Raw genomic sequence first — 26,964 nt, 5'->3', positions numbered from 1 at the left:
GGCAATGAAAAAGAATATCACCCGCCTCTTCCTGGCTACTTCAATGTTGCTTGGAATATCCTGGGCAAGTGAAGCCCAGATTGTAGTAAGAGTAAGACCGACGGTACCGCATGCAAGAGTTTATCCGATGGCTCCTTCACCACGACACATATGGATCGAAGGTGAATGGGTTGGCAGGGGACGCAATTATGTGTGGCAGGATGGATACTGGGCTTTGCCTCGCCGTGGACATCGTTATTCAAGGGGATACTGGAGGGATACCCGTAACGGTTATGTGTGGGTGCCCGGCAACTGGCAGCGCGGGCGGTACTGATCCGTAATATCGTCCCTTTGAAGATATACCCTTCTATTATAAAGGTTACACTTCAGTCATCGTTAAACCCGGCCCGTCCGGGTTTCAACGTTTTATTAAAGTCATTGAAGTAAATTTACACCCAGAGAAAAATTCGAGAAAAACGCTTTTATGTTTAGTAGTCACATCCCCCGGGCCGTAATGTTCCTTGTTATTATGAGCTGCTCTTCGTTGCTGCTTTCCGGACAGGCGAAGTTAACATGGTCGCAATCCGGCGATGGTTATTACCGTATTGAAGCCGGGGAGATTGTACATTACCAGTTGCCATCAGAGACAAAGACGGTCCTGGTAAGCAAAGAGAAACTGAAAACGGACGGAGGAAGCAAAAGCGTGGTTCCATATTCTTTTTCGTTTTCGGCTGATATGGACAAGGTGCTCATCTTTACAAATACCAGGAAAGTGTGGAGACTCAATACCCGGGGTGATTACTGGGTGCTGGATATGAAAACCGGGAAGCTCAGAAAATTGGGTGCGGGCCGACCCGCCGCTTCCCTGATGTTTGCGAAGTTTTCACCCGACGCCAGGATGGTTGCTTATGTAAGTGAATACAACCTGTATGCTGAAGAAGTGGCAACGGGAAAAGTAATTCCCCTGACAACTGATGGCCATCGTAAGCTTATCAACGGCACATTCGACTGGGTGTATGAAGAAGAATTTTATTGCAGGGACGGATTCCGATGGAGTCCTGACAGCCGGCGCATCGCTTACTGGCAGATAGATGCGAGAGGCACCAAAGATTACCTCATGGTAAATAACACCGACTCGCTGTATCCATTCGCAGTGCCGGTGGAATACCCGATTTCCGGTGAACCGCCATCGCCGTTCAGGATCGGGGTAGTGGACGTTGCCACTGGCGGAAACAAATTCATGAATCTGCAGACGGATCCCAAACTGGGTTCCTACCTGCCAAGGATGGAGTGGGCAGCCAACAGCCGCGAATTGATTATGCAGCACCTTAACCGCAGGCAAAACGATTCAAAGCTGCTGCTCTGTGATGTTACAACCGGTGAACCTTCGGTAATCTACGAGGAAAAAGATGCCGCCTGGATAGATATACAGCCTTCCTGGGATAGTGATTATATCTGGGGTGGATGGGATTGGATCAACCAGGGGAGGGAATTTTTGTGGGCGAGCGAGAAGGACGGCTGGCGGCATATTTACCGGCTGAGCCGCGACGGAAAAAAGGAAACACTTATCACGGGCGGAAACTACGACGTGATAGATATAGCCGGGATAAACGAAAAAGCCGGCTTTTTGTACTTTACGGCTTCGCCAGACAATGCTACCCAAAGCTATCTGTACCGGACCCGGCTTGACGGAAAAGGTAAACTTCAGCGGGTCACCCCGATGAACCAGCCGGGAACTCACAGCTATACCATCGCTCCGGGTGCTGCCTTTGCCCTTCATAACTTCTCCAATCATTATACCGCCCCCGTCCGCGAAATTATCAACATACCAGATCACCAGGGTATCAGGTCCCAGAACAAAGTCGACCTCGCGCTGAGGAAAACAGATAGCGCCGCGGCTAAAACGACATTTTTCAGGATCAGGACAGCCGAGGGGGTCGAAATGGACGGATGGATGGTGAAGCCACGGAATTTCGATCAATCAAAAAAATACCCTGTGGTATTTTTTGTCTACACCGAACCCGCCGGCCAGAATGTCCGGGATGAGTATGGGGTTGGCAATAACTGGCTCTATAAGGGAGACATGGCGGCGGACGGTTATATCTATATCAGCATTGACAACCGGGGTACACCGGTACCGAAAGGCAGTGCATGGCGTAAGTCGGTGTACCGGAAAATCGGCCGCCTGAACATCAGCGACCAGGCAAGTGCCGCCAGGGAAGTCCTGAAATGGCCATTTGTAGATTCGTCCAGGATAGCTGTCTGGGGGTGGAGCGGGGGAGGCACCGCCACCCTTAACCTGATGTTCCAGTATCCCGGTATTTATAAAACCGGTATTGCTGTGGCCGCAGTCGCTGACCAGCGTACCTATGACAATATTTACCAGGAACGATACATGGGTCTCCCCCAGGAAAATCCGGAAGATTTCAGGGATGGTTCACCTGTCACCCATGCCTCGAAGCTAAAGGGCAACCTGCTGTATATTCATGGCACCGGTGATGATAATGTGCATTATAATAACGCAGAAAAGCTTATTAACGAACTGATTAAACATAACCGCCAGTTCCAGCTGATGGCTTACCCTAACAGGACCCACAGCATTGCTGAGGGGCAGGGCACAGGTATACATCTTTCCACATTGTATACCGAATACCTGCGTAAACATTGTCCGCCGGGCCCAAGATAATAAAGGAGATTTTTGTAAAAAGTTGCAGATTTCTTTTGCCGATAACAAAACAGCCATTACCTTTGCACTCCCAATTAAAAATTGGATTTAGGCATATGTCTCAGAGAATCAGAATAAAATTACAGTCTTACGATCACAACCTGGTAGATAAATCTGCCGAGAAGATCGTCAAAACAGTGCGTACAACAGGCGCGGTAGTTACAGGACCTATTCCTTTACCTACACGTAAAAAGATTTTTACGGTTCTGCGTTCTCCGCACGTAAACAAGAAGAGTCGTGAGCAGTTCCAGTTATGCACGCACAAGCGTTTGCTGGACATTTATACTTCGTCTTCACGTACAGTAGATGCGCTTAGTAAGCTGGATCTGCCTAGTGGTGTTGATGTTGAGATCAAAGCTTGATGATTGATGAGCCCTGTCAGGGTTATTAAATACTGACGGGGTTTTTCTATAAAAGAAGTTCTTTCAATCCTATCTGTAAACAGAGCAATCTTAAAACAGCGCTGGGAGAGGGTAACTGGAAACAGGAGCCTGGTAAACAACATTAACATATGAACTAGCCCTTCGAGGTTAGTTTACCGTCGGTACTTCCTCTCCCACAAGTGGGAAAACCGGAAAAGGTCGGCGGCAAACGGGGATTGAAGTTGCCAATGATTGCAAGGCAGTCATTTTGCGAATGTCTCTTCAACCTTTCGAAGGCACAAATTGTACTAACAATGAAAGGAATTATTGGCAAAAAAATTGGGATGACCAGCATCTTCGGCCCCGATGGTAAGCAGACTCCCTGCACCATTATTGAAGCGGGTCCTAATGTAGTGACCCAGGTAAAAACTACAGAATCCGACGGATACAACGCTATCCAGTTAGCATTCGGCGATAAGAACGAGAAACACACAATCTCTGCCGAAAAAAATCACTTCGCTAAAGCCAATACAGCAGCAAAAAAGTTTGTAAAAGAATTTCGCGATTATTCTCTTGAGAAAGCGCTCGGTGAAACCATCACTGTAGACATTTTCGCAGAAGGAGATAAAGTAGAAATCGTTGGAACCACTAAAGGAAAAGGTTTCCAGGGTGTTGTTAAGCGCCATGGATTTTCCGGTGTAGGTGGTCAGTCCCACGGTCAGCATGACCGTTCAAGGGCTCCCGGTTCTATCGGTAACTCTTCTGATGCTTCCCGTGTATTCAAGGGTATGCGTATGGCCGGCCGCATGGGCGGTGACCGTGTAAAGGTTAAAGGACTGAAAGTCGTTAAGATCTTTACTGAAAAGAATTACTTACTGGTTACCGGCTCGGTTCCTGGTCATAATGGATCAATTGTCTTAATTCAGAAATAATAGGATACGATGCAAGTAGATGTATTAAATATAAAAGGTGAAAAATCGGGACGCTCTGTTGAGTTGCCTGATGAAATATTCGGTCTTGAGCCGAACGATCACGTAATCTATCTGGCAGTTAAACAGCATCTCGCTGCTCAACGCCAGGGAACGCATAAAGTGAAGACACGTCTTGAAGTTAAAGGTTCCAGCAAAAAACTTCACCGCCAGAAAGGTACCGGTGGTGCCCGTAAAGGTAATCTCCGCAGTCCTTTGAACAAGGGTGGTGGTACTATCTTCGGACCAAAACCCCGCGATTATGATTTCAAACTTAACCGTAAGGTTAAGGATCTTGCAAAGATGGGTGCACTGTCTTACAAAGCCAAGGCAAACGCCATCATGATCGTTGAGGATATCAATTTGGAAGTTCCAAAGACCAAAGAAATTCTCGGAATTCTGAAAGGACTTAACATCGCTTCAAAGAAGTTGTTGTTTGTCTACCCCGAAGATAACGATAACCTGTTCCTGAGTGTACGTAACATTCCTAAGGTGAATGGTACTTTACTCGCAGATATCAATACTTACGATCTTATCAATGCGGATGTGTTGGTTTTGACTGAAAGTACAGCAAAAATTTTCGCTGAAGACGAAGCTGAAGTTGTAGCATAAATAGTCCCGTCCCTCATATGTGGGATGTGGCAACAATTATAAATTTTCAAATAGAGTGTTATATGAGACTCGCAGAAGTTCTGGTTAAACCAATCGTTACTGAAAAAAGCAATAAGCTTTCTGACAGCAGCCGCACATACGCTTTCCGTGTTGCACGGAAATCAAACAAACTCGAGATCAAAAAAGCGATCGAAGAGTTTTACGGTGTGAATGTTATCGAAGTAAATACGGTGGTAGTTCCCGGAAAAGCAAAATCAAGGTTCACCAAAGCCGGAGTGATCTCTGGCCGTAAGCCAGCTTACAAAAAGGCATATGTAAAAGTTGCCGAAGGTGAAACCATAGATCTGTACGCAAATATTTAATAAGCGGACATCTGATAAGAATGGCGAGTCAATCGCCGCAAAGAATTGACTAAAGATTTTAAAACCGAATAAGCATTTAAACATGGCACTTAGAAAATACAAACCCATTACCGCCGGAACACGTTGGAGAATTGGTAATGCATTTGCCGAGATAACAACTGACACGCCGGAAAAAAGCCTGCTTGAAAGTACAAAGTCAACGGCTGGTAGAAACGTTCAGGGAAGAAGATCAATGCGCTACAGAGGCGGTGGTCACAAGAAAATGTATCGCCTGGTTGATTTCAAAAGAGATAAGAAAGACGTACCTGCTGTTGTAGCTTCTATTGAATATGATCCAAACCGTACGGCGTTTATTGCTTTGTTGCATTATGCTGATGGTGAGAAACGTTACATCATTGCACCACAGGGTTTGCAGGTTGGGGGTTCAGTTATTTCAGGTAATGAGGTTGCACCGGAAATCGGCAACGCATTACAGATGAAAAATATGCCTTTAGGTACAAACATTCACAATATAGAAATGCAGCCTGGTCAGGGTGGTAAACTGGTACGCAGTGCCGGAGCTTCTGCCCAGCTGACAAATAAGGAAGAAAGATACGCGGTACTTAAAATGCCTTCCGGTGAATTAAGAAAGGTTTTAATTAATTGCTACGCTACCGTTGGTATCGTTAGTAATAGCGATCATAGCCTGGAAACAATGGGTAAAGCTGGTCGTAATCGCTGGAGAGGTATTAAACCAAGAACACGTGGTGTTGCGATGAACCCCGTCGATCACCCGATGGGTGGTGGTGAAGGTAAATCTTCAGGTGGTCATCCACGTTCAAGAACAGGCAAATATGCTAAGGGCTTGAAAACACGTCAGAGAGGAAAAGGAAGCGATAAGCTGATTATCCAGACCAAGAAAGGTAAAAAATTAGCGAAGTAATTAAAATTATCAAATTCAAACTTTCAAATTACCATGGCTCGTTCAATTAAAAAAGGCCCTTACGTAGCTGCCGGACTTGAAGAAAAAGTGTTGGCAATTAACGAAGGTAAAAACAAGAGAAGTGTGATTAAAACATGGAGCCGCCGGTCGACCATAACTCCGGACTTCGTGGGACATACTTTTGCTGTGCACAACGGTAACAAATTCATTCCCGTTTACGTGACTGAATTTATGGTTGGTCATAAACTCGGTGAGTTTGCACCTACCCGGAACTTCAAAGGTCACTCAAGCAAAAAAGTAGCATAAATTAACCGCATGCCGGCGTTGGTGGACCTTGTCTGCCGAAGCCCCAGGCGAAGGCGGAGCAAAATAATAAAAAATGGAAGCAGTAGCTAAACTTAAAAATTACCCCACATCACCACGCAGGATGCGTTTACTGGCTGATGAAATCCGCGGTGTGGAAGTGGAAAAGGCATTGGCTTTTTTGGAATACCATCCACAACACTCTGCCACACCTTTACACAAATTATTGTTGAGCGCAATTAATAACTGGAAGCAGAAGAACGAGAATGAAAGTGCAGAAGATGCTAACCTGATTGTGAAAACAGTATTTGTTGATGGTGCGAGAACGTTGAAAAGAATGTTACCAGCTCCCCAGGGCCGGGCGTACAGGATGCGTAAGCGCAGTAACCATGTTACCCTGATTGTAGATACTAAGACAACAACTAAATAATTCATATCAAATTATAATAAATGGGTCAGAAAACAAATCCTATTGGTGCCAGGTTAGGGATCATTCGCGGTTGGGAATCTAACTGGTATGGTAACAAAAGAGATTTCTCTACCAAGTTGATCGAAGATAACAGGATCAGAACCTACCTGATGGCGCGTATCAATAAGGGTGGTATCTCCAAGATCGTTATTGAGCGTACGCTTAATAAACTGATCGTAACCATTCATACTTCCAAGCCAGGTATCATCATTGGTAAAGGTGGTGGTGAGGTTGACCGTATTAAAGAAGAGTTGAAGAAATTAACCGGTAAGGATGATGTCCAGATTAATATCCTGGAGATCCGTCGTCCCGAACTGGATGCGATGATCGTAGGTGATACTATCGCGCGCCAGATCGAAAACCGTATCAATTATAAAAGAGCCATTAAGATGGCAATAGCTTCTGCACTACGCATGGGTGCTGAAGGTATCAAGATCAAGGTTGGTGGTCGTTTGGGCGGTGCTGAAATAGCACGTTCAGAGGAAATCAAACAGGGACGTACTCCATTACATACCCTTCGTATGGATATCGATTATGCAAACGTTTTTGCGCTTACTGTTTATGGTAAGATCGGTATTAAGGTATGGATCTGTAAAGGTGAAGTTCTTGGACAACGTGATCTGAATCCGAATTTTGTTGGTGGTAAAAGTGATGTGAGCGACAGGAGAGATCGTCCGAATGATGATATGAGAGATCCACGCGGTGGCGGTGGTGACAGAAGAGGTGGTGGTGATCGCAGAGGTGGCGCACCAGGCGGCGACCGCAACAGAGGCGGTGGCGGTGGTGACAGAAGAGGCCCGGCCGGCGGTGGTGGAAGACGATAGTAGATTATAATCATCCAATTTTCAAATTTTCAAATTTTAGATAGATGTTACAGCCAAAAAGAACCAAACATAGGAAAGCGCAAAAAGGGCGCATCCGGGAAGTGGCAAAGCGCGGATATTCCATATCATTCGGCTCATTCGCTCTGAAAGCCATGGAACCTATTTGGTTGACAAATCGCCAGATCGAAGCAGCACGCCAGGCAATGACCCGTGCTATGAAAAGAGAAGGTAATGTTTGGATTCGCATATTCCCTGACAAACCAATTACCCGCAAACCACAGGAAGTGAGAATGGGTAAAGGTAAAGGTAACCCTGAATTCTGGGCTGCCGTAGTTGAACCAGGACGTATCTTATTTGAGTGCGACGGTGTTACTGAAACAGTTGCGAAAGAAGCTTTCCATCTTGCTGCTCAGAAACTGCCGATCAAAACAAAGTTCATTACCCGCCGCGATTACCAGGCGGATGTGATCAGCAAATAACATTGTCAAACTTTTCAATTAGCATAAGATGTCAAAGAGAATCGAATTCGTAAATAGCCTGAAAGATGTGAGTGCAAAGGATCTGAAGGCAAGAATCCAGGAAGATGAATTACGTCTTAAGAAACTGGAGTTCGCTCATGCAATTTCTCCCCTGGAGAATCCAATGAGCATCCGTGATCTGCGTAAAGATCTTGCCCGTTTGAAAACCTTCCTGCAATCAAGGAAAGAAGAGGTCGAATCAAAATAAATGAATCTGAAAATTTGAAGACTGCTGATGATTACAAGCTTTCATTTTCAAATTTTCAAATTTTCAAATTTATAAATTATAACAATGGCTGAAAATACAACAAGCGCTGAAGAAAGAAATTTGCGTAAAATAAGAACCGGTGTGGTTACCAGCAACAAGATGGCTAAGACTATCACGGTAGCTGTTGAAAGAAGGGTAAAACACCCTATCTATGGTAAGTTCGTTAAAAAGACTACCAAGTTCCATGCTCATGATGAAAAAGATGAGTGCACGATCGGTGATGTTGTAAAGATCATGGAAAGCCGTCCATTAAGCAAGACCAAACGTTGGAGACTTGTTGAAGTGGTGGAAAAAGCGAAATAATCATTAACCACAATTCTCAAATCGTAAAAAGATGATTCAGCAAGAAAGCAGATTAAATGTAGCTGATAATAGTGGCGCCAAGGAAGTGTTATGTATCCGTGTATTAGGGAATAGCGGCCAGGATTATGCTAAAATCGGAGATAAGATCGTAGTAACTGTTAAGGATGCGATCCCTGCCGGTGGTATTAAAAAAGGAACAGTAACCAAAGCGGTTATCGTGCGTACAAAAAACAAACTGCGTCGTAAGGACGGATCTTATATCCGTTTCGATGATAATGCAGTTGTATTGTTGAACGCTTCTGATGAGCCACGCGGTACCCGTATTTTCGGACCTGTTGCCAGGGAACTGCGCGACAAGGGATATATGAAAATCATTTCTCTCGCTCCGGAAGTTCTATAATCGGGAAACAATGATCAGCAACGATCATTGATATCACAACAGACCAACAATTTCTCATTAAGAGACAAATTATATAACAATGAGTACAAGATTCAAAGCCAAGTTTAATATCAAGAAGGGTGACATGGTTGTTGTTATTTCAGGTGCATCACGCCCCAGGAAAGATGACAGTGGCAAAATTGTCTACAAGCCCCGCAAAGTACTGGAAGTATTTCCGGAAACTGAGAAGGTTCTTGTAGAGGGTGTGCATGTGGTTACCAAACACACAAAACCTTCTGCCCGTGATACTAAAGGTGGTATCGTTAAAAAGGAATTGCCTGTGCATATCTCCAATGTTATGTTGTGGGATGCAAAAAGCAATGCTCCTTCAAAAGTAAAGCGTACCCGTGAAAATGGTAAACTGGTACGAGTAGCAAAAAAATCCGGCGAGGTTATTAAATAATCACAATCATGAGCACAACAAATTATACTCCGAGATTAGCAGATAAGTACAAGAAAGATGTTATACCTGCAATGATGAAGCGCTTCAATTATACAAGCGTTATGCAGGTTCCTAAACTTGAAAAGATCTGCCTGAACCGCGGTGTTAACGGCGCGGTGACTGACAAAAAACTGGTTGATATCGCAGTTGATGAACTGACAACTATCACTGGTCAGAAAGCAGTATCTACCCTGTCTAAAAAGGATATCTCAAACTTCAAGCTGAGAAAGGCAATGCCGATCGGTGCAAGAGTTACCCTCCGTGGTGTTAAGATGTATGAGTTCCTTGACAGGCTCATTGCAACCGCACTGCCACGTGTTCGTGACTTCAAGGGTGTCAATGAAAAGTCTTTCGATGGTCGTGGAAACTATACCCTCGGTGTTACTGAGCAGATCATTTTCCCTGAGATCGATATCGATAAGGTTAACAGGATCACTGGTATGGACATTACGTTTGTTACCACTGCCCAGACCAACGAAGAAGCATACGAACTTCTGAAAGAAATGGGTATGCCGTTTAAAAACGCTAAGAAAGGCGAAGAGCAACTTTAATCAAAAATCCTCCTGCTTCCCGAAAAAGTTAGTTAAGTAACAGTTTGAGGGTTTCGGAGGACAAAGAAAAGCAAGTACTAAAACCAATAATATAATATGGCAAAGGAATCAGTTAAAGCCAGACAGAGAAAGAGAGTACGCCTGGTAGCCCAGTTTGCAGAAAAGCGTGCAGCACTTAAAGCAGCAGGAGACTACAAAGCTCTTGATGAACTGCCTAAGAATGCTTCTCCGGTACGTCTGAAAAACCGTTGTCAGCTTACTGGAAGACCAAGAGGTTATATCCGCTATTTCGGTATGTCCCGGGTTACTTTCCGTGATATGGCTTTGAATGGCAAGATCCCAGGTATCCGCAAGGCAAGCTGGTAATTTAACACAAGATGACGGAAGCATGGAAGTTAAACCTTCTACGCCCGTCTGAGCTCAACCGGGTATGCTCCTAAAGGGCTTCGAAGGACGATTCCCAACTACGCTAAAAGCTTCGTTGGGCGAAGGATTTTTTAAGTGGAGGTTTTCGTAAAGGTTGCCGAAAGGAGCTGAAGACTTCCAAACTGAAACGACTTTTTTTACAAATAACAAATTTCAACTGAGATTATATGGTTACTGATCCTATAGCAGACTTCCTGACCCGCGTACGTAATGCACAACTTGCAGGTCATAGAATTGTAGAGATCCCTGCTTCAAACCTGAAAAAGAGGATCACTGAAATTTTGTACGACCAGGGTTATATCCTGAAGTACAAATTCGAAGACGACAGCAAACAAGGTGTTATCAAAATAGCACTGAAATATGATCCAACCAGTAAAGAACCAGCTATCCGTTCACTGGAAAGAGTAAGCCGTCCGGGTCTTCGCCAGTATTCAAGCCCTGGTGAATTCAAACGTGTGAAGAATGGTCTTGGCGTTGCTATTATCAGTACATCAAAAGGTGTAATGACAGACAAGCAGGCTAAAACCCAGAATGTGGGTGGTGAAGTTTTGTGCTATATCTATTAATATAAACAGCGGTTGTCTGACAATTAAGCTCTCTATACGGAGCTGAACACGTTCAACCGGTAAACCAGATTTTCAAACTAATAATTTTTAAAATTATGTCCCGTATAGGTAAACAACCGGTTCAGTTGCCATCAGGCGTTACACTAACAGTAGGAGCAAACAACGTCCTCACTGTTAAAGGACCAAAAGGAGAATTAAAACAAACTGTTGATCGTGATATCAAGGTTGAAGTGAAAGATGGCCAGGTAGAAATTACGCGTCCAACTGATCAGATCCGTCACCGTGCAATGCATGGTTTGTATCGTTCACTGGTTGCAAACATGGTTAAGGGTGTTACAGAAGGTTACAAGAAAAATCTTGAACTGGTGGGTGTAGGTTATAAGGCTGCCAGCACCGGCAACCTGCTTGATCTGGCTTTGGGATATTCTCACAATATCATTTTTGAGGTTCCTAAAGAACTCCAGGTTAAAACTGAGCAGGCAAAAGGGGAAAACCCGAAGATCTACCTCGAAGGGATCGATAAACAACTGGTTGGCCAGGTTGCTGCAAAAATTCGTGGACTCCGTAAGCCTGAGCCTTACAAAGGTAAAGGTGTTAAATATATCGGTGAGGTTATCCGTCGTAAAGCTGGTAAAGCTGCTGGGAAATAATCCCGTACGTACGGGATCGCTTTCAGACTACTCGGAAACTCATTCAATTAACTTTCAGTAAAAAGGATCTCCCGGCAGAATCGTGAGATTATAAAATAAAGAACAATGGCTACTACAAAACTTCTTAAAAGGCAAAAGATCCGCTACCGTATCCGTAAAAAGATCACCGGTACTTCCCAGAATCCACGCCTCGCAATATTCAGAAGCAACATGGAGATCTACGCACAGCTGATCGATGATGTTGAAGGCAAAACACTTGTTTCTGCTTCAAGCAGGGAAAAGGACATTGCTGCCCAGAAGGTAACAAAAGTGGAGAAATCTAAACTGGTCGGTGCCGCTATCGCACGCAAAGCTGTTGAACTCGGTATTACTACCTGCACTTTTGATCGTGGCGGTAACCTGTTCCATGGTCGTGTAAAATCGGTTGCAGACGGAGCCCGTGAAGGTGGTCTTAAATTCTAAGCTCATCAGGCAAAAACTATTCTATTTCAAATCTGAAATTATAATAAATGGCAAAAGTTAATTTAAACAAGGTTAAAGCGGGCGATCTGGAGTTGAAAGAAAAAGTGGTGGCTATCAACCGTGTGGTTAAAACTACTAAAGGCGGTCGTGCTTTCAGTTTCTCTGCTTTAGTTGTTGTTGGTAACGAAGGCGGTGTTGTTGGTCATGGTCTTGGAAAGGCCAAAGAGGTTCAGGAAGCTATTACCAAAGGAATCGAAGACGCAAAAAAGAATCTTATCAAAGTTCCCATCATGCACGGAACTATACCTCATGATCAACTGGCAAAAGAAGGCGCAGCGAAAGTTCTCCTCCGGCCAGCGGCACATGGTACAGGTGTAATAGCCGGAGGTAGCATGCGTGCTGTTCTTGAGAGCGCAGGTGTTACCGACGTTCTCGCGAAGTCTCTTGGTTCAGCTAATCCTCACAACGTGGTAAAGGCTACTTACAAAGCATTAGCTATGTTGCGTGAGCCGATCAACGTGGCCAAGCAGAGAAATGTGAACCTGAAAAAAGTTTTTAACGGATAGTTCTCTCAAAGGAACTTTTCCTTTCCCAGATAAACTGATTGAAATGAAAAAGATAAAGATCACCCAGGTAAAAAGCGGTATTGACAGACCAGAACGTCAGAAACTGACTCTCCAGGCACTGGGATTGAACAAAATGAATGCTACAAAGGAAGTTGAAGCAACTCCCCAGGTACTAGGTATGCTCCGCAAGGTTGAACACCTGGTTAAGGTGGAAGAGGCTTAATTATTCCCGGAAAGATATAGAGATTACCAGTTGAAAGACTGGTATTTTCTGTTTGATAACAAATCTAAAAACGCGAGGGGAGATTCCCCGTTGAGTAAAAATCAAAAACATGAAACTACACGAAATCAGGCCGGCAAAAGGCGCAACACACAAAGAGAAAAGAATAGGACGCGGAGAAGCTTCCGGTAAAGGTGGTACCTCAACAAAAGGTAATAAGGGTGGACAGCAACGTGCCGGTTACTCAAGCAAAATGGGTTTTGAAGGTGGCCAGATGCCAATCCAGCGTCGTTTGCCAAAACGTGGTTTTAAGAACCCACACCGTGTGGAATATAAAGTCTTCAATCTTGGCCAGGTAGCTCAGCTTGCCGAAAAATACGGAATTGAAGAGTTCAGCATGGAAAATTTATATGTAAATGGCCTTGTTGGCAGAACAGATAAAGTTAAGATCCTTGGAAATGGCGAACTGAAGGCAAAAATCACGTTCAAAGTGAACGCTATCAGCGAAAAAGCCAAAACTGCGATCGAAGCTGCAGGTGGATCCGTTGAAATTATTGGCGGAGCAAAATAACCTGAAGTTACGGTCGTTTACCGTATGCAATTTTAGTGATTACAGCTCTTATTGAGGCGAGTCTTAACGCAACGCCGGGTTTTGCCCGCGTTGCATTATTTAGTTAAGTAATTTACATAACTTAGTTCAGTGAAAAAATTCATACAGACACTTAAGAATATCTGGAGCATTGATGAGTTGAGATCTAAGATACTTGTCACACTGACCCTGATTGCGATCTACCGGGTAGGTACCCATATCGTACTTCCTGGTATAGACCCGGCGAAGATCGACGCTGCAGCGGCAAATAAAGGCGGAATATTGGGTTTGATTGATGCCTTCGCGGGTGGAGCATTTTCGCAGGCTTCCATCCTTGCACTTGGTATCATGCCGTATATTTCGGCTTCTATCTTCATGCAGCTTATGACGATCCTTTATCCACCGTTTCAGAAACTTCAGAAAGAAGGAGACAGTGGTCGTAAAAAGATCAGTCAGTATACAAGATATTTGACTGTTGCCGTGGCAGCATTACAGGCCAGCGCCTATGTTGCGTATCTCAACAGCCCCGGTTACGCAAAAGCTATTATCCCTGCTTATTCTGATTATTTCTGGTTATCGACTACAGTTATCCTTACAGCAGGTACCCTGTTTGTAATGTGGCTCGGTGAGAAGATCACAGATAAAGGTTTAGGCAACGGTGCTTCCATCATCATCATGGTAGGTATCCTTGCGCGTTTACCCCAGTCTATCTGGCAGGAATGGCAGGCACAGATCCCTACCGGTGGCCTGGGATTACTGCTGTTCGTAATAGAGATTGCAGTATTGATAGGAATTATTATGGGTCTGATCGTATTGATCCAGGGGGTAAGAAAGATTCCCGTTCAATACGCCAAGCAGATCGTAGGAAGTAAACAATTTGTCGGCGCCCGCCAGTTCCTTCCCATGAAGGTGAACAGCTCAGGTGTAATGCCGATCATTTTCGCCCAGGCGATCATGTTTCTGCCAACACTTCTTTCCAATTTCGAAACAACCCAGGGACTTGCAAAGATCTTCAGTGACCACAGCAATTTCTGGTATATGCTGATCTATGCCGTCATGGTGATTGGTTTTACTTTCCTCTACACTGCGCTTATCTTCAATCCAAAGCAGATCGCTGATGATCTGAAAAGAAATAACGGATTTATTCCAGGGGTTAAACCAGGTCAGCCAACGGCTGATTACATTGGAGCCGTAATGGATAAGATCACATTGCCCGGTGCAATCCTGCTGGCAATCGTAGGCATCTTACCTGGTTTTGCACAGCGCCTGGGAGTACAGCCTGGTTTTTCTTCATTTTTCGGAGGAACATCATTGCTGATTATGGTGGGCGTTGTATTGGATACCTTGCAGCAAATTGAAACCCAGTTGTTGATGCGCCAGTACGATGGCTTAATGAAAACAGGAAGGATCCAGGGAAGACAGACCAGCTCTTCGCCGGTATCGATGTAATATTTTTTATAGGTCCACCTAAGGATCTGAATATAATTAAGTCAGAATTCACCATCCCGGCACAACTCAGCAAACGACTGAATCCGGATGGTGAATTTTGACTTTTGAGTTTAACAGCACTACTATGATTATATACAAAAGCACAGAGGAAGTCGAGATAATGCGGCATAGCGCCCTGCTCGTGGGGCAGGCCATTGCTGAAGTAGCAAAAGCAATCAAACCAGGTGTCACTACGCACGAACTGGACCTGGTGGCAGAGAAGTTTATCCTTGCAAACGGGGGAGTACCATCTTTCAAAAATTATAAGGGTTACCCATTCGCAACCTGTATCTCAGTTAATGATGCTGTAGTACATGGTTTTCCTAATAAAACGCCGCTCAAAGATGGTGATATTGTGTCCGTGGATGTGGGTGTTTTCAAGAACGGGTATCATGGGGACAGTGCCTATACTTTTGCAATTGGCGATACACCTGAGGAAGTTTTACAACTGATGAGGGTTACGAAAGAATCCTTGTATCGCGGAATTGATAAAGCGACATCAGGCAACCGGGTTGGAGATATTTCCTTCGCTATCCAGGACTATTGTGAGAAACAACATAAGTATGGTGTGGTGCGGGAACTGGTGGGCCATGGCCTTGGAAAACATTTGCACGAAGATCCACAGGTTCCGAACTATGGGAAAAGAGGAAGCGGTGCAAAGATGAAGGAAGGGATGGTTATCGCTATCGAACCAATGGTTAATCTCGGAGTTCGGGAGGTTTGGTATGATGATGATGGCTGGACTGTAAGAACCAAGGATGGAAAACCCGCAGCGCATTATGAACATAATATATGTATCCGGAAAGGCAAGGCAGATATCCTTTCATCCTTTGCAGAAGTTGAAGAAGCGGAAATACTGAATGAGTACCTGAACTCGAGGTACCTGGTAGCCAGCCCGGTAATATAAAGTTTCACATTACGCGTAAGTAGCCGCTTAATGAACCTCTGATCCGGGGCTTCGGCCGACGAAGCCACTCAAGAATACTATGAGGGCTTCGCCCGACGAAGCCCCTCAAGAAATCCTTACATACGAAATATCATCCGGCGTAGTCGGGTTTAAATACAATGTAATTGCCGAAAAAGCCCTTCCGCGTGAAGGGCTTTCGCTTTTACATTTACTTAAACAATCATTCATGAGCATGTCCCCACTAGATCACCAGCCAGACGATAACAGTGAACAATCGAGGTCCTCATTCATACTCGAAAACGAGATCCTTTTAATGAAATTAAATGCAGAGTTCGGAGCCCAGATCTTCTTGCCCGAACAACGCGTAGACCCGGCCATAGAGAATCATTTTTTACGATCCGTTTATGACTTTGAAAAAAACGCGTCCACAGGCTGCGGGCGTGAAATCATCTGCACGCTGCTCGGGGAGCCAGTATTCCCGGACGAGGCATCGCTAAACGATGAAGAGGTCTCTAAAAATCTCGGTATTGCCACTGATTTGCTGTATCAACATAAGATTGTCCTGGATACACTTGAAAAATACCCCGACCGGACGCTATACAATTTTATTGTTACCGAGTTTTTGCAGATGGAGATTGATCACTCCGGGATGAATGACTGCTATATGCATTTCTGTTATGAAGATTTTTATCCTAATCACCAGTACGATTTGCGGCAGGCCACGCGATGTTTCGTGAATTTTATTTTTGATGATCTGCTCCTCATGCCGCAATACGGTTTGTATTCAAGAGTCAGAACCAGTTCCGGTATGATGGTCGGGTATAAAGAAGCAGCAAGCGTTATCAGGGCTTCGCGGGATGAATTCTCATCACTTCTGTTAAAACGGCTCACCATATCCGATATCCTGATCATGGAGGAATTGGCAATCGTGTCATTTGAGGTGGAATATTCAGGATTACTGCCGGATGGAGGTAGCATTGACGTGAAAGGAGACGGACAGTTTGAATTTGTGCATTGGGACGAAATCTGGTGGATCAGCTTCCTGAGGTTTCCTGGTATAATCATCTAACTAAGAGTCAGATCAGGACTTTCGTTCATCTAAGTAACACTCAGATCAGGACCTTCTTTCTTTTGGTTAACGCTCGGATCAGGACCTTCTTTCTTTTGGTTAACACTTAGATCAGGACCTTCTAACGCTCAGCTCAGGAGTTTCTTTCTTTTGGTTAACACTTAGATCAGGACCTTCTAACGCTCAGATCCAGGAGCTTGTTTCATTTGGTTAACAGTCAGCTCAGGAGCTTCTCCTTATCGGGAATTCTTCATCTCCCTCAAAAAAATAGTTCCGGCTCGCTGAAAAAAATAGCTCCGGTTAAGCTTTTGCCTATAGTTTTGGGCACCAGAATATTCGCCGGAATGAAGAAAAGACTGATCGTAATAGGTGGCGGCGCTGCAGGCTTTTTCTGTGCAGTAAACGCCAAAAGACTGAATCCTGAACTTGAAGTAATCATCGTGGAAAAAACATCCAAAGTGCTTGCCAAGGTAAGAATCTCTGGCGGCGGAAGATGCAACGTAACGCACGAATGCTTTGATATACCGGTCATGGCTAAGCGCTATCCACGCGGTGGTAATCTCGTGAAGAGGTCGTTCCACCAGTTCTTTACAACCGATACTATTGAATGGTTTCGTTCACGGGGAGTGATGATCCGGGCCGAAGCCGATGGTCGTATGTTCCCCGTTACAAACAGCTCTGAAACAATCATCGACTGCCTGCTTAGGGAAATGAATAAGCTCGGTGTCACATTGTTTTACAACAAAGATGTAAAGGCCATCAAAAAAGATGGCAACAAGTGGCGACTGAGTTTTTCCGATGATTTTATGGATTGCGATTTTGTTTGTGTTGCATGCGGGGGTTATCCAAAACCCGCTTCATTTGCATGGCTCACCCAACTCGGACATACGATTGAAGATCCTGTGCCGTCCCTTTTTACGTTTAATATGCCCGGCAATCCGGTTACCGCATTGATGGGAGTAAGCGTTGAATCGGCCCAGGTAAAAATTGCCGGTTCAAGGCTTGAGCAAACCGGCCCGCTCCTGATCACTCACTGGGGGATGAGCGGTCCGGCGATCCTGAAATTAAGCGCCTGGGGCGCCCGGATGCTCGCAGACAGTGCTTACAGTTTCCGTATACTCGTCAACTGGCTGGCCGGGTGGAACGAACCGGGATTAAGAGAACAGCTTCGTTCGCTCCGGGAAACCGCTGCCAGTCAAAAAATCGCAGGCCGGAACCATTTTGGCCTGCCCCAGCGTCTTTGGGAATACCTGCTTGCCGAATCCGGGTGTAAACCGGAGTGGAGATGGGCGGATCTGCCATCGGCCAATCAAAACAGGCTGGTTATTAACCTGTTGGCAAAAGAGTACCAGGTTTCCGGCAAAACAACTTTCAAAGAAGAGTTCGTTACCGCCGGGGGAATAAATCTGTCGGAGATCAATGCAAACACTATGGAAAGCAAGCTTTGGCCGGGTTTATTCTTTGCCGGTGAGATAATGAATGTGGACGGGATCACAGGAGGCTACAATTTCCAGCATGCATGGACCAGTGGCTACATTGCGGCCAGCGCCATTGCATCTGTGTAAGCTGTTTTTTTGCGCGGATAGTCGGTTTTTTGTCACTAAAAAGGTATCTTTGCACCCCCGAAACAAAAAAACAATCGGGTTTTAATTATGTCTGAAAACAATATTGTTAACCCAAACGCTGAATCACAGGAGCCAACTGCGGATCAACCTGCAGAAGCTACAGCGACACAAAATGCACCTGTAGAAGCCGCTGCGCCTTCCAATGGGAAAAGCAACGGTCACGTTGAAGTTGCTCAAACAGCGCATGACGATTTTGACTGGAGTATCGACAAAAGAAATGTTGCTGCTTACACCAAAGAAGAAAAAGAAAAGTACGATGTCGTTTACGAAGGTACTTTCAAAGCTGTGAGTGATGGAGAACTTGTAAAAGGACTTGTAGTTGCTTTGACCAAGACAGATGTTGTAATCAATATCGGTTTCAAAAGTGATGGTCTTGTTTCTTTCAATGAATTCCGTGATCTGCCAAATCTCAAAATCGGAGATGAAGTGGAAGTTATGGTTGTTGAAAAAGAAGACAGGGAAGGTCACCTTAATCTTAGCCGCAAGCAGGCACGTGTAACCCGCGCCTGGGAGAGGATCGTTGAAGTTCACAAAACCGGTGAGGTTATTACGGGTACTGTTACTTCAAAAACCAAGGGTGGTCTTATCGTGGATGTATTCGGAATGGAAACGTTCCTGCCAGGTTCACAGATTGACGTTAAGCCGGTAACTGATTACGATCAGTTTGTTGGTAAGACTATGGAATTTAAAGTAGTTAAGATCAACGAAGCGATCAAAAATGCTGTAGTATCTCACAAGGCACTTATTGAAAGCGATATCGAAGCACAACGTGCAGAGATCATGAGCAAACTCGAAAGAGGCCAGGTACTTGAAGGAACAATCAAGAATATCACTGATTTCGGAGCGTTCATGGATCTTGGTGGATTAGACGGTCTGTTGTATATCACTGATATCAGCTGGGGTCGTATCAGTCATCCATCTGAAGTACTCAAACTTGATCAGAAACTCAAGGTTGTGGTACTTGATTTCGATGATGAGAAAAAGCGTATCAGCCTTGGTCTGAAACAACTTACTCCGCATCCGTGGGATGTTCTTGGTGAAAACATCAATGAAGGTTCCGTAGTGAAGGGCAAGGTTGTGAACATAGAAGATTATGGCGCGTTCCTTGAAATTATGCCTGGTGTTGAAGGTCTGGTTCACGTAAGTGAGATCACATGGGCTAATACACCGATCAATGCTAAAGAATTCTTTAAGCTTGGTGATGAGCATGAAGCAAAGATCGTTACCCTGGATAAGGACAATCGCAAAATGAGTTTGTCTATCAAACAAATGAGCGAAGATCCATGGAGCACGATCGAAAACAAGTTCCCTGAAAGCAGCCGCCACAAAGGTCTTGTTAAAAACATCACTCCTTACGGTGTGTTCGTTGAGTTGTCTCCGGGCATTGGTGGAATGATTCACATCAGCGATTTAAGCTGGCTGAAACGTTTCAACCATCCATCAGAATACACAAAGGTTGGTGAACATATCGAAGTGGTGATTCTTGGCATAGACAAGGAGAACCGTAAACTTCAGTTAGGACACAAACAACTTGAAGAAGATCCCTGGAATACACTACAGGATACGTTCGCTGTAGGTACAGTTCATGAAGGAACTATTATCCGTAAGGATGATAAGGGTGCTATTGTTCAGTTGCAATACGGTCTTGAAGGATTTGCGCCAAACCGTCATCTGCAGACTGAAGAAGGCAAAACTCTCGGAGCTGATGAAAGCAACCAGTTCATGGTGATCGAATTTGATCGCAATGAAAAACGTATTGTTGTGTCACACACACGTATATGGGAGCAATCAAAAGTGGAAGAGAAAGAAGCTGCCCGTAAGGAAGCAAGGACTGAGGCTGACAAAACCAAGAAAGCGGTTAAGACAATCCAGAGCAAGGTTGAAAAGACCACACTGGGTGACCTTGGGGCGCTTGCAGAAATCAAAGCCAAGTTGAAAGAAGAAGAACAACAGGGCGGAGAAAGTGCAGAAAAAGAATAAGTGATCGTGAAAAATACATCAGGGGCCGTCCAGACTTCGGTTAGGACGGCCCTTTTTTTTTATGCTGTTTTAACCTGGAGTGTTCGCTATTTTGACTTAGTAACTTATAAATGTAAACCATTAAAAAAGTGCCAGATTTGGAAACTTCGTCCCGCTATGGGAATTATTCCAATGGTGAGAGTATTGTAATCGGCTGAGGGTCAACGGGATATAACTATGGTATTTTTCTTGGAAGATAGCATGGCGAGATTAATCCCTACCTATGAAAAGATTATTAATGCTGTTACCGGTTTTGCTTTCAGCATATATTATTCGCGCCCAGGTTAACGGTTATGCGAATGTTACATCAATTGCGGGGCCTGTATTATCGATAAGCAGTCCCATTGAAACCCACGACGTGTTCAATATCGGTGACCGGGTAATGGTCATGCAAATGCAGGACAATGTTATCGGTTCGAATACGGGCAACAATAGCAACTTTGGGGACCTGGCGAACATATCAAACACAGGCCGTTATGAATTTGCAACAATTGCACTGGTTGCCCGGGTAGGAGGAATAGTAAATCTTATCACACTTACCGGTTCATTGAATAGCAGTTTTACCACTGGTGCCAACAGCAGTGTCCAGATTATTACCTTCCCAACACTTGGATCAAATTTTTCTACAAACGCAGACATTGTTGCTGTTCCATGGAATGGTGTAGTTGGGGGCGTAGTGGCGTTTAATGTCAACGGCACACTTACACTCAGGCATAATATACTTGCAGATAACGCTGGTTTTCGTGGTGGAGCAACGGATGTAAGTTCTGCTAACTATGGAACCTGTAATTCAACAACCTATTATAATGCAGTTGATCCATGGTTTGGAAACAAGGGAGAAGGCATATATAAAAATACAAATCCTGCATTTGCTGCAGGTAAAGGCAAGATGATCAATGGTGGTGGGGGAGCCAATACCATAAACAGTGGTGGTGGCGGCGGCGCAAATTTCACCGCAGGCGGAACAGGTGCTATCGGGTGGAGCTGCTCTTCAGCCACCGGAGGAGTCGGCGGAGCTTCTTTAAGCGTTTCACTCAGCCTGGGAAAAGTTTTTCTTGGTGGCGGGGGTGGATCGGGTGAAGGAAATGATAATTCAAACAACAAAGGTGGCAACGGTGGGGGGTTCATTTATATTGCTGCCGACCAGGTACGGACAACCGGTTCGGGGGCGACATTGAGGATCAGCGCTAACGGTGAAGATGGCAATCCTGTCGGTAATGACGGAGCCGGCGGTGGTGGTGCCGGTGGAACCATAGCCTTCCAGGTAAATAACTGGAACATCGGAAACAATAAACATTTAGCCATTACCACCAACGGTGGCGACGGGGGCAATGTTAATAATGGCGGCGCACACGGTGGCGGCGCAGGCGGTGGCCAGGGCGCTATACTTTTTTCCGGTCAACTACCAACATCAAACACAACTGTCAACAGCCTGAACGGAACTGGTGGTGAAAACTGGATTGGTGGTACAAGGGCACCGGGTGGAGCAGGAACTAACAACTCGGGAATTATTACCTCGGCCTTCATTGTTTTACCGTTAAACCTTATTTCTTTCACTGCGGGTAATCTTGCTGAAGGAACACAACTGAAATGGACAACCGAAAATGGGGAGACCCTGAGTCATTTTGATGTCCAGGTTTCTACTGATGGAAGAGATTTCCGGAACATTGGCACGATAGCTTCCAAAAATAACGCTTCTTCGGCGCAGGCTTACGGGTTCTTCAATCCGGGGTTAACAACAAAAACCATGTATTATCGCCTGAAATTGGTAGATAACGATGGCAGTTTCACATATAGTAAAATTATAACCGTTAAGCAAGCCGGTATTCCTGCGCTAATGGTAAATATCTATCCCAACCCCGCCAGATCGAACCCGGTTGTAAATATCAGGTCATCCGAAAAAGGGCAGGCAAATGTATCTGTACTAAACATGCAGGGATCAGTCTTAAGTTCGGAAATCCATAAGCTCAATACAGGAGATAACGCTGTTGTTCTTGAGTCTGTCAACAAACTACCCGCGGCAGTTTATAATGTACATGTGCTGGTGAACGGCCAATCAATCTTTACGAGACTAATCATTCAAAAATAGCAATCGTTTTACATAGCAGCCTGAACAATTACTATAACGACTTTTAACCGTCAAACCCCTCCCTGCCAGCCCCCGTTTCCGACGGGGGCTTTCTTACCGGTTCAGAATTGCAAGTTTTTTCTCATCAAACTGGTCAAGGCTTCCAAGTATCAGGTCAGCTGCATTCCATCGCAACTGACTGGCGAAATGTTTATCGGGAATCGCAACACATTTCATGCGTGCGGCCTTGGCGGCAATCAGGCCATTGAATGAATCTTCAAAACACAGGCACTGCATCGGCAACACATTTAATTTTGCTGCGCAGTTCAGGTAAACCTGTGGATGTGGTTTGCCCTTGGGTAAATGTTCAGCAGAAGTCTTTGCGTGGACATAGTCAGCAATGTCGAGTTTTTCGATTACAACATCAATCAGTGCAAGGGGCGAAGACGAAGCGAGACCAATATGGTACTGCCGGCTTTTGAAAAAATCAAGAATATAATTGACACCGGGCATAGGGAGTGCGTTATCCCTTATTTTTTCAATTGCGGTAGTCACGATGGTTTGTTCTGCTGCTTCAGTGTATTTCAGGTCTATATTGAATGCAGTGAACCACCACTCGATCCATTCCCGGGTTCTTAACCCGGTTGAAGTATGATATTGTTCTTCGGATAACCTGATATCATATTTTGCGAGGGTCTCAGAGCCTGCTTCAGCCCAGAATGGTTCTGAGTCTATCAGCAGGCCATCCATATCAAAGATGACAGTGGTAAGTTGCATTGCTCAAAGTTAAGCCTTGGTCATCTCTTCACCAATCCAATGGCTGGTCCGCCGATAAACATTACCTGATCCCGAACACTACCTGATCTCGAACACTACACTCATCTCCGATTTCAGGTTAAGCTTTTTGAATTCCGGTTTAGCCCTTTCCGCCACCTCATCAGTTTTATAGGACATAGTATTTGAATAAGCCCTCACATTGTCAAAGACCTGCGGATATGAAATTTCAGTGATGGTAATAGCGCTGCCCACGTTTTCTGAGATCGCTTCTGCAAGATAAACAGCCTTCGCTTTTGCTGCCTTTAGGGCGTCTATTCTTAATTGTTTTTGTAGACCAACCAGGTTACTATGGGTAATTTTTGATACAACAAAATATTCTGTCGCATCATCGTCCAGAAGATCTGTAAGTTCATCAATCTTTTGAGCATCGTGGAAAATGATCTCATACGTGATCGAAGCATACAACTCCTCTTTTTGATTTCTTTTCCTCCACCATTCTACCCCGGTGTTTCCGTTGACGGAAGATATCTGGATTGCGGTATCAGCAATTCCCACTTTTCGGACACTTGCGAGGAAACCATTTCGAATGGTACCAATATCCGTTTTCTCTTTACCTTTTTTTTCAAATTCTTTCAGGGTAACCAATACATGTATTTCATCCGGATCGATATTGAGTTCCGAAATCCCCGTTACCTGGATTGTTTTTGGATAGGTCTTAGGGGCGGGGGGCTGGGCATCAGAACCAAACGTAGTAAGCAATACACTTAATGCTAAAATAAATCTTTTCATAAACTCTCTTTTAGATCAGGATGCGTTAATTTTAGCAATTACATAAAAGTTCAGCATTTTCTAACGGTACTGGTTATAGTTAAACTGATTCGCATGCACCCTTTGTGGGATAGACTTAAGAAGGTCAATTTAGTCAAGAAGTTAATCTATGTGCTCGTAGGTTCTGTTTCTTATCCCGGGTTAAACATGATTAATAAACTGGAAATCACGGGTACTGAACATTTTGAGAAACTTCCCCCGGAAAATGTATTGTTTGTAAGCAATCACCAGACCTATTTTGCGGATGTTATTTGTTTCCTTCACATCTTCGGTGCAGTGAAGTGGGGAAAAAGAAATAAACTTGGCATCCCGTATTATCTCCTTAATCCATTTACCAGGGTCTTTTTTGTTGCTGCTGAAGAAACCATGAAATCAAATTGGTTGACAAGGATATTTGCCCTTGCCGGAGCCCTGAAAGTAAAGCGTACCTGGAATCCGGAAGCTACAGTGAAACGTAAGGGGCTCGATCCCTCGGATACCCGGAAAGTAACCCGGTCATTAAAGGAAAACTGGATCATTACCTTCCCCCAGGGAACGACCAGGCCCTATGCACCGGGCAGAAAGGGTACAGCGATCATCATCAAAACAACCAAACCGGTTGTGATCCCGGTAGTGATAAACGGCTTCTCAACAGCCTTCGATAAAACAGGGTTGAAAATGCGTAAGAAGGGCGTGAAACTTACTGTGAACTTCAAAGCACCATTACAGCTGGACTTCGATATGCCCAGTGATGAAATGCTTGAGGTGATCATGGACTCTATTGAACAAAGTAAGAAGTTCATGCCTGCTACCGGCGGAGATACCGCCTGACTCATCGTACTGTTATTCCTTACTACACTCTACTGTTATCATTGAATAGTGTGATTTGTTATTCCGGACCAGAGTATTTTTATTCTTGGATAAACCGTACTGCCGGCCTTGAATAATAGGTACTGTCAGCCTTGAATAAACCATACTGTTAATCTTGAGAAAAGCTATTCTTACTCTTGTTTGAACAATGCTTTTAATTCTGTCGCATCATCAGGTTTCATCTTACCGCCAAGGATCAAACGCAACTGCCTTCTGCGAAGCGCGCCATCAAATAGTTTTATTTCCTCCTCCGATTCAGGCACCAGGGGATGAACGGGGATCGCCCGGCCATCTGTACCCAATGAAACAAAGGTATAATACGCCTCATTGCTTTTATACTTGGTCTGCTGTATTGCATCTTCCCCCGAAACCCTGATGTATACTTCCATAGAAGTGGTAAATGCCCTTGAAACCCTGGCTTCAATATGGACCACATTACCCAGCCTGATGGGATTTTCAAAGGAAATATTATCGACCGAAGCCGTTACAACTGGTGCACCTGCGTGCTTCATTGCTGCAAGTGCAGCAGCGATATCCATCCAGTACATCAATCTACCTCCCATCAGATTACCAAATGTATTTGTATCATTCGGAAGCACGAGTTCGGTCATTACAACATTGGAATCTTTCGGTGTTTTTGTAATTGAATTCATCAGATCGTTATTTTTTCAAGGGTTTTTAAAAATTCATCATCGGCATCTGCGCCTATGCCTGGTCCGGCCGGCAGTTCCACATAATAGCCGTCATAGTGTACGCCACCTGTTACCGGATCAAGTTTATGACCGAGCATGCAGGTATCCATATCGTTGAATACAATATTATCGCAGGCCATCGCGAGGTGGGCAAACGCGCTGAGGGCAACACGACTCTCCAGCATACCACCCATCATACAAGGGATGTTATGTTCTGCGCAGATCCGGTTTATTTCCAGCGCCTCGAGTATGCCGCCGGATTTGGCAAGCTTTATATTGATATAATCGCAGGCATTGTCGCGAATAAGCCTTTTTGCATCGTGATGATTGAAAACACTCTCATCGGCCATGATAGGGATGGGAGAAAGTTGTCTTAACCGTGGAAGATACTCATCATCATAGGCACGCATAGGTTGTTCACAAAATGCCACATTGGAAGTTCCGAGTGCCTGCAGAACTTTCACCGCAGATTCAAATGTCCAACCCTGGTTAGCGTCGATACGTAAAACGACTTCAGGAGGTATAGCGTTCCGTATTGCATGAATACGTTCAATATCTTCGTCAGGTTCTTTGCCTAGTTTGACCTTGATTATACGGAAACCCTGCTTCACAAATGCCGCAGCCTGCCGCGCCATCAGGTCAGGCGCGCCGATGCCGACAGTAATATCGGTCTCCAATCTTTTGTTTTTCTTACCTCCAAGATACTCATACAATGGTTTATTGGCCTGCCTGGAAGCAAGGTCATATAAGGCCATATCAAAAGCGCTTTTCACCGTACCATTAAAGGCTGTAGCCTGGTGTAATTCAAGCATTCTCTGATCTATCTCATCAGCCCGTTTATTTTTCCAGATGGCCGCAAAGTCTTTTGCCATTTCAAAACAGGTCGCCTGGGTTTCGCCGGCTATCATTGGAAAGGCGGAACACTCACCCACACCATAATAACCTGCATCTGTATGTAGTCTTATGAACAGGTTTTGTGCATAGTGCATCGTACCCGTTGCTATGGTGAACGGGTGCATAGGTATACTGAATTTATATATATCTGTATGCGTGATCTTCATGGCTGCGAAGGTATAGTTCAGAACGTAGAAATCAGCAAATCCTGACATTTCTGGC

General features: G+C 44.7%; 34 protein-coding genes. 30 read left to right on the top strand and 4 right to left on the bottom strand.

Going from position 1 to position 26,964, the window contains the following annotated elements; translation table 11 throughout:
- Positions 1–4: 4 nt before the first annotated feature.
- The 29 genes from ACX0G7_RS23400 to ACX0G7_RS23260 all read left to right on the top strand — a co-directional run bounded on the left by ACX0G7_RS23400 (position 5) and on the right by ACX0G7_RS23260 (position 22,723).
- Positions 5–313: a hypothetical protein gene (locus ACX0G7_RS23400; RefSeq protein ID WP_458925956.1), complete on the top strand. Its 309-nt coding sequence runs from the start codon at positions 5–7 to the stop codon at positions 311–313.
- 150 nt (positions 314–463) lie between these two features.
- The gene (locus ACX0G7_RS23395; protein WP_458925955.1) at positions 464–2,665 is read left to right on the top strand and encodes a S9 family peptidase; all 2,202 of its coding nucleotides are present in this window, start codon (positions 464–466) and stop codon (positions 2,663–2,665) included.
- Between the two features lie 95 nt (positions 2,666–2,760).
- Positions 2,761–3,066: a 30S ribosomal protein S10 gene (gene rpsJ, locus ACX0G7_RS23390; protein ID WP_458925954.1), complete on the top strand. Its 306-nt coding sequence runs from the start codon at positions 2,761–2,763 to the stop codon at positions 3,064–3,066.
- A gap of 314 nt (positions 3,067–3,380) precedes the next feature.
- Entirely contained in the window at positions 3,381–3,998 is a 618-nt protein-coding gene (rplC, locus tag ACX0G7_RS23385; protein ID WP_458925953.1) for a 50S ribosomal protein L3, read from the top strand.
- A gap of 9 nt (positions 3,999–4,007) precedes the next feature.
- Complete coding sequence (gene rplD / locus ACX0G7_RS23380; protein WP_458925952.1) at positions 4,008–4,646, top strand: 50S ribosomal protein L4; 639 nt, start codon at positions 4,008–4,010, stop codon at positions 4,644–4,646.
- A gap of 62 nt (positions 4,647–4,708) precedes the next feature.
- Complete coding sequence (rplW, locus tag ACX0G7_RS23375; protein ID WP_458925951.1) at positions 4,709–5,008, top strand: 50S ribosomal protein L23; 300 nt, start codon at positions 4,709–4,711, stop codon at positions 5,006–5,008.
- Between the two features lie 82 nt (positions 5,009–5,090).
- Positions 5,091–5,930 carry a 50S ribosomal protein L2 gene (rplB, locus tag ACX0G7_RS23370; RefSeq protein WP_458925950.1) on the top strand — a complete coding sequence of 280 codons (840 nt, stop codon included), beginning with the start codon at positions 5,091–5,093 and terminating at the stop codon, positions 5,928–5,930.
- A gap of 33 nt (positions 5,931–5,963) precedes the next feature.
- Positions 5,964–6,236 (top strand): 30S ribosomal protein S19, encoded by a 273-nt coding sequence (gene rpsS, locus ACX0G7_RS23365; protein WP_458925949.1) that lies wholly within the window; start codon positions 5,964–5,966, stop codon positions 6,234–6,236.
- Between the two features lie 73 nt (positions 6,237–6,309).
- Positions 6,310–6,663, top strand: a complete 354-nt coding sequence (gene rplV, locus ACX0G7_RS23360) for a 50S ribosomal protein L22 (protein WP_458925948.1) — start codon at positions 6,310–6,312, stop codon at positions 6,661–6,663.
- A gap of 20 nt (positions 6,664–6,683) precedes the next feature.
- On the top strand, positions 6,684–7,526 hold the full coding sequence (rpsC, locus tag ACX0G7_RS23355; RefSeq protein ID WP_458925947.1) for a 30S ribosomal protein S3: 843 nt from the start codon (positions 6,684–6,686) through the stop codon (positions 7,524–7,526).
- Positions 7,527–7,570: 44 nt separating this feature from the next.
- Complete coding sequence (gene rplP / locus ACX0G7_RS23350; RefSeq protein ID WP_458925946.1) at positions 7,571–8,005, top strand: 50S ribosomal protein L16; 435 nt, start codon at positions 7,571–7,573, stop codon at positions 8,003–8,005.
- Between the two features lie 28 nt (positions 8,006–8,033).
- Entirely contained in the window at positions 8,034–8,252 is a 219-nt protein-coding gene (rpmC, locus tag ACX0G7_RS23345) for a 50S ribosomal protein L29 (RefSeq protein WP_458925945.1), read from the top strand.
- A gap of 84 nt (positions 8,253–8,336) precedes the next feature.
- Positions 8,337–8,615 carry a 30S ribosomal protein S17 gene (gene rpsQ / locus ACX0G7_RS23340; protein ID WP_458925944.1) on the top strand — a complete coding sequence of 93 codons (279 nt, stop codon included), beginning with the start codon at positions 8,337–8,339 and terminating at the stop codon, positions 8,613–8,615.
- A 31-nt stretch (positions 8,616–8,646) separates the two neighbouring features.
- The gene (rplN, locus tag ACX0G7_RS23335; protein ID WP_167290996.1) at positions 8,647–9,015 is read left to right on the top strand and encodes a 50S ribosomal protein L14; all 369 of its coding nucleotides are present in this window, start codon (positions 8,647–8,649) and stop codon (positions 9,013–9,015) included.
- 79 nt (positions 9,016–9,094) lie between these two features.
- Positions 9,095–9,457: a 50S ribosomal protein L24 gene (gene rplX / locus ACX0G7_RS23330; RefSeq protein WP_458925943.1), complete on the top strand. Its 363-nt coding sequence runs from the start codon at positions 9,095–9,097 to the stop codon at positions 9,455–9,457.
- Between the two features lie 8 nt (positions 9,458–9,465).
- Positions 9,466–10,047, top strand: a complete 582-nt coding sequence (gene rplE, locus ACX0G7_RS23325; RefSeq protein ID WP_458925942.1) for a 50S ribosomal protein L5 — start codon at positions 9,466–9,468, stop codon at positions 10,045–10,047.
- Between the two features lie 96 nt (positions 10,048–10,143).
- Positions 10,144–10,413, top strand: a complete 270-nt coding sequence (rpsN, locus tag ACX0G7_RS23320; protein WP_458925941.1) for a 30S ribosomal protein S14 — start codon at positions 10,144–10,146, stop codon at positions 10,411–10,413.
- Between the two features lie 227 nt (positions 10,414–10,640).
- A complete protein-coding gene (rpsH, locus tag ACX0G7_RS23315) occupies positions 10,641–11,039 on the top strand; it encodes a 30S ribosomal protein S8 (protein WP_458925940.1) in 399 nt (132 codons plus the stop codon).
- 95 nt (positions 11,040–11,134) lie between these two features.
- On the top strand, positions 11,135–11,689 hold the full coding sequence (gene rplF, locus ACX0G7_RS23310; protein ID WP_458925939.1) for a 50S ribosomal protein L6: 555 nt from the start codon (positions 11,135–11,137) through the stop codon (positions 11,687–11,689).
- Positions 11,690–11,794: 105 nt separating this feature from the next.
- On the top strand, positions 11,795–12,151 hold the full coding sequence (rplR, locus tag ACX0G7_RS23305; protein WP_458925938.1) for a 50S ribosomal protein L18: 357 nt from the start codon (positions 11,795–11,797) through the stop codon (positions 12,149–12,151).
- 47 nt (positions 12,152–12,198) lie between these two features.
- Positions 12,199–12,717 (top strand): 30S ribosomal protein S5, encoded by a 519-nt coding sequence (gene rpsE / locus ACX0G7_RS23300; protein WP_458925937.1) that lies wholly within the window; start codon positions 12,199–12,201, stop codon positions 12,715–12,717.
- A 43-nt stretch (positions 12,718–12,760) separates the two neighbouring features.
- The gene (rpmD, locus tag ACX0G7_RS23295; protein WP_458925936.1) at positions 12,761–12,940 is read left to right on the top strand and encodes a 50S ribosomal protein L30; all 180 of its coding nucleotides are present in this window, start codon (positions 12,761–12,763) and stop codon (positions 12,938–12,940) included.
- 109 nt (positions 12,941–13,049) lie between these two features.
- Positions 13,050–13,508, top strand: coding sequence for a 50S ribosomal protein L15 (gene rplO / locus ACX0G7_RS23290; protein ID WP_458925935.1), 459 nt, complete (start codon positions 13,050–13,052; stop codon positions 13,506–13,508).
- Between the two features lie 129 nt (positions 13,509–13,637).
- The gene (gene secY / locus ACX0G7_RS23285) at positions 13,638–14,975 is read left to right on the top strand and encodes a preprotein translocase subunit SecY (protein ID WP_458925934.1); all 1,338 of its coding nucleotides are present in this window, start codon (positions 13,638–13,640) and stop codon (positions 14,973–14,975) included.
- 124 nt (positions 14,976–15,099) lie between these two features.
- On the top strand, positions 15,100–15,921 hold the full coding sequence (map, locus tag ACX0G7_RS23280; RefSeq protein WP_458925933.1) for a type I methionyl aminopeptidase: 822 nt from the start codon (positions 15,100–15,102) through the stop codon (positions 15,919–15,921).
- Between the two features lie 232 nt (positions 15,922–16,153).
- Positions 16,154–16,990: a hypothetical protein gene (locus tag ACX0G7_RS23275; protein ID WP_458925932.1), complete on the top strand. Its 837-nt coding sequence runs from the start codon at positions 16,154–16,156 to the stop codon at positions 16,988–16,990.
- Positions 16,991–17,334: 344 nt separating this feature from the next.
- Positions 17,335–18,555, top strand: coding sequence for a BaiN/RdsA family NAD(P)/FAD-dependent oxidoreductase (locus tag ACX0G7_RS23270; RefSeq protein WP_458925931.1), 1,221 nt, complete (start codon positions 17,335–17,337; stop codon positions 18,553–18,555).
- An 87-nt stretch (positions 18,556–18,642) separates the two neighbouring features.
- Positions 18,643–20,595, top strand: coding sequence for a 30S ribosomal protein S1 (gene rpsA / locus ACX0G7_RS23265; protein WP_458925930.1), 1,953 nt, complete (start codon positions 18,643–18,645; stop codon positions 20,593–20,595).
- A 262-nt stretch (positions 20,596–20,857) separates the two neighbouring features.
- Positions 20,858–22,723: a T9SS type A sorting domain-containing protein gene (locus ACX0G7_RS23260; RefSeq protein ID WP_458925929.1), complete on the top strand. Its 1,866-nt coding sequence runs from the start codon at positions 20,858–20,860 to the stop codon at positions 22,721–22,723.
- Positions 22,724–22,816: 93 nt separating this feature from the next.
- On the opposite strand, the gene hxpB is transcribed toward ACX0G7_RS23260, so the two are convergent.
- Together hxpB and ACX0G7_RS23250 are read right to left on the bottom strand one after the other, a co-directional pair.
- A complete protein-coding gene (gene hxpB, locus ACX0G7_RS23255; RefSeq protein WP_458925928.1) occupies positions 22,817–23,479 on the bottom strand; it encodes a hexitol phosphatase HxpB in 663 nt (220 codons plus the stop codon).
- A 78-nt stretch (positions 23,480–23,557) separates the two neighbouring features.
- A complete protein-coding gene (locus ACX0G7_RS23250) occupies positions 23,558–24,268 on the bottom strand; it encodes an SIMPL domain-containing protein (protein WP_458925927.1) in 711 nt (236 codons plus the stop codon).
- A 186-nt stretch (positions 24,269–24,454) separates the two neighbouring features.
- Between ACX0G7_RS23250 and ACX0G7_RS23245 the strand changes: the two genes are divergently transcribed.
- A complete protein-coding gene (locus ACX0G7_RS23245; protein ID WP_458925926.1) occupies positions 24,455–25,117 on the top strand; it encodes a lysophospholipid acyltransferase family protein in 663 nt (220 codons plus the stop codon).
- Positions 25,118–25,287: 170 nt separating this feature from the next.
- Here ACX0G7_RS23245 and ACX0G7_RS23240 read toward each other — a convergent pair whose 3' ends face one another.
- Together ACX0G7_RS23240 and ACX0G7_RS23235 are read right to left on the bottom strand one after the other, a co-directional pair.
- Complete coding sequence (locus tag ACX0G7_RS23240) at positions 25,288–25,809, bottom strand: acyl-CoA thioesterase (RefSeq protein ID WP_458925925.1); 522 nt, start codon at positions 25,807–25,809, stop codon at positions 25,288–25,290.
- Complete coding sequence (locus ACX0G7_RS23235; RefSeq protein WP_458925924.1) at positions 25,809–26,957, bottom strand: mandelate racemase/muconate lactonizing enzyme family protein; 1,149 nt, start codon at positions 26,955–26,957, stop codon at positions 25,809–25,811. Before ACX0G7_RS23235 ends, ACX0G7_RS23240 begins: the two co-directional genes overlap by 1 nt.
- Positions 26,958–26,964: the final 7 nt, after the last annotated feature.

The organism is Flavitalea antarctica, assembly GCF_054461535.1.
This window is presented reverse-complemented; position numbering and strand designations above follow the sequence as displayed.

Coding starts and splice junctions, on each gene's coding strand:
- ACX0G7_RS23400 (WP_458925956.1), top strand. CDS start 5: ATGAAAAAGAATATCACCCGCCTCTTCCTGGCTACTTCAATGTTGCTT.
- ACX0G7_RS23395 (WP_458925955.1), top strand. CDS start 464: ATGTTTAGTAGTCACATCCCCCGGGCCGTAATGTTCCTTGTTATTATG.
- rpsJ (WP_458925954.1), top strand. CDS start 2,761: ATGTCTCAGAGAATCAGAATAAAATTACAGTCTTACGATCACAACCTG.
- rplC (WP_458925953.1), top strand. CDS start 3,381: ATGAAAGGAATTATTGGCAAAAAAATTGGGATGACCAGCATCTTCGGC.
- rplD (WP_458925952.1), top strand. CDS start 4,008: ATGCAAGTAGATGTATTAAATATAAAAGGTGAAAAATCGGGACGCTCT.
- rplW (WP_458925951.1), top strand. CDS start 4,709: ATGAGACTCGCAGAAGTTCTGGTTAAACCAATCGTTACTGAAAAAAGC.
- rplB (WP_458925950.1), top strand. CDS start 5,091: ATGGCACTTAGAAAATACAAACCCATTACCGCCGGAACACGTTGGAGA.
- rpsS (WP_458925949.1), top strand. CDS start 5,964: ATGGCTCGTTCAATTAAAAAAGGCCCTTACGTAGCTGCCGGACTTGAA.
- rplV (WP_458925948.1), top strand. CDS start 6,310: ATGGAAGCAGTAGCTAAACTTAAAAATTACCCCACATCACCACGCAGG.
- rpsC (WP_458925947.1), top strand. CDS start 6,684: ATGGGTCAGAAAACAAATCCTATTGGTGCCAGGTTAGGGATCATTCGC.
- rplP (WP_458925946.1), top strand. CDS start 7,571: ATGTTACAGCCAAAAAGAACCAAACATAGGAAAGCGCAAAAAGGGCGC.
- rpmC (WP_458925945.1), top strand. CDS start 8,034: ATGTCAAAGAGAATCGAATTCGTAAATAGCCTGAAAGATGTGAGTGCA.
- rpsQ (WP_458925944.1), top strand. CDS start 8,337: ATGGCTGAAAATACAACAAGCGCTGAAGAAAGAAATTTGCGTAAAATA.
- rplN (WP_167290996.1), top strand. CDS start 8,647: ATGATTCAGCAAGAAAGCAGATTAAATGTAGCTGATAATAGTGGCGCC.
- rplX (WP_458925943.1), top strand. CDS start 9,095: ATGAGTACAAGATTCAAAGCCAAGTTTAATATCAAGAAGGGTGACATG.
- rplE (WP_458925942.1), top strand. CDS start 9,466: ATGAGCACAACAAATTATACTCCGAGATTAGCAGATAAGTACAAGAAA.
- rpsN (WP_458925941.1), top strand. CDS start 10,144: ATGGCAAAGGAATCAGTTAAAGCCAGACAGAGAAAGAGAGTACGCCTG.
- rpsH (WP_458925940.1), top strand. CDS start 10,641: ATGGTTACTGATCCTATAGCAGACTTCCTGACCCGCGTACGTAATGCA.
- rplF (WP_458925939.1), top strand. CDS start 11,135: ATGTCCCGTATAGGTAAACAACCGGTTCAGTTGCCATCAGGCGTTACA.
- rplR (WP_458925938.1), top strand. CDS start 11,795: ATGGCTACTACAAAACTTCTTAAAAGGCAAAAGATCCGCTACCGTATC.
- rpsE (WP_458925937.1), top strand. CDS start 12,199: ATGGCAAAAGTTAATTTAAACAAGGTTAAAGCGGGCGATCTGGAGTTG.
- rpmD (WP_458925936.1), top strand. CDS start 12,761: ATGAAAAAGATAAAGATCACCCAGGTAAAAAGCGGTATTGACAGACCA.
- rplO (WP_458925935.1), top strand. CDS start 13,050: ATGAAACTACACGAAATCAGGCCGGCAAAAGGCGCAACACACAAAGAG.
- map (WP_458925933.1), top strand. CDS start 15,100: ATGATTATATACAAAAGCACAGAGGAAGTCGAGATAATGCGGCATAGC.
- ACX0G7_RS23275 (WP_458925932.1), top strand. CDS start 16,154: ATGTCCCCACTAGATCACCAGCCAGACGATAACAGTGAACAATCGAGG.
- ACX0G7_RS23270 (WP_458925931.1), top strand. CDS start 17,335: ATGAAGAAAAGACTGATCGTAATAGGTGGCGGCGCTGCAGGCTTTTTC.
- rpsA (WP_458925930.1), top strand. CDS start 18,643: ATGTCTGAAAACAATATTGTTAACCCAAACGCTGAATCACAGGAGCCA.
- ACX0G7_RS23260 (WP_458925929.1), top strand. CDS start 20,858: ATGAAAAGATTATTAATGCTGTTACCGGTTTTGCTTTCAGCATATATT.
- hxpB (WP_458925928.1), bottom strand. CDS start 23,479: ATGCAACTTACCACTGTCATCTTTGATATGGATGGCCTGCTGATAGAC.
- ACX0G7_RS23250 (WP_458925927.1), bottom strand. CDS start 24,268: ATGAAAAGATTTATTTTAGCATTAAGTGTATTGCTTACTACGTTTGGT.
- ACX0G7_RS23245 (WP_458925926.1), top strand. CDS start 24,455: ATGATTAATAAACTGGAAATCACGGGTACTGAACATTTTGAGAAACTT.
- ACX0G7_RS23240 (WP_458925925.1), bottom strand. CDS start 25,809: ATGAATTCAATTACAAAAACACCGAAAGATTCCAATGTTGTAATGACC.
- ACX0G7_RS23235 (WP_458925924.1), bottom strand. CDS start 26,957: ATGTCAGGATTTGCTGATTTCTACGTTCTGAACTATACCTTCGCAGCC.